The following is an 853-nucleotide window of genomic DNA, read 5'->3' on the forward strand; positions in this document are numbered from 1 at the left end:
GCGCTCAACCTCTGGTGTCACACTGAACACCATGGTGGTCGAGGTCGGGGATTTCAATACAGTGACACGGCGATAGAAACCGCCTTAATGCTCAAAGGTTTGTTTAATCTCCCCTTGCGAGCACTAGAAGGTTTTCTCAACTCAGTGTTTAGTTTGATGAGTCTGCAATTAACTTCACCTGGTTACAGCTGCATCAGCAAGCGGGCAAAGACAGTCAAAGTTAACTACCGCCCCCCTTGCCGAGGCGCGATTGCTCACTTAGTTGTCGATGCCACAGGACTRAAAGTATATGGCGAAGGTGAATGGAAAATGCGTAAACATGGTAAGGAAAAACGCCGAACTTGGCGTAAGTTGCACCTTGCGATAGATGCGGCCACACATGAAGTCATCGCAGCCGAAGTCAGTTTAGAGAGTGTGGCAGATAGTGAGGTTCTCCCAACGTTATTAAACCCACTAAGGCGCAAGGTAAAACAAGTGTCAGCTGACGGTGCTTATGACACCAAAAAATGTCATAAGCTGCTGAAACGCAGAGGGTGTAAACCTACGATACCGCCGCGAAAAAATGCAGGTTATTGGGAAGAAGGTCATCCCAGAAACGAGGCCGTCAGCGCTCTGAAAAGTGATGAACTCAAACAATGGAAACAAGAGAATGACTATCACCAACGCTCCCTGTCAGAAACAGCTATGTATCGTTACAAGCAACTGATTAGCCCGAAATTGAGCCTGCGGGACTACAACGGCCAAGTCGGCGAGGCACTGGCTGGTGTGAAAGTGATGAACAAAGTCATAGGACTGGGTATGCCTATTCGCCAGAGGGTCAATTAATACCAGGAACCCTTTTAGGAAAAGGCAT

1 protein-coding gene is annotated in these 853 nt (G+C 48.0%); it reads left to right on the forward strand.

Features of this window, described 5'->3' with window-relative positions; genetic code table 11:
• A partial coding sequence (locus L5M18_RS23215; protein ID WP_263198724.1) for an IS5-like element ISSpu16 family transposase occupies positions 1-825 on the forward strand: 825 nt, incomplete at its 5' end.
• Positions 826-853 lie beyond the last annotated feature (28 nt).

This window comes from Shewanella sp. SM20, assembly GCF_025654545.1.
GTDB lineage: Bacteria > Pseudomonadota > Gammaproteobacteria > Enterobacterales > Shewanellaceae > Shewanella > Shewanella oncorhynchi.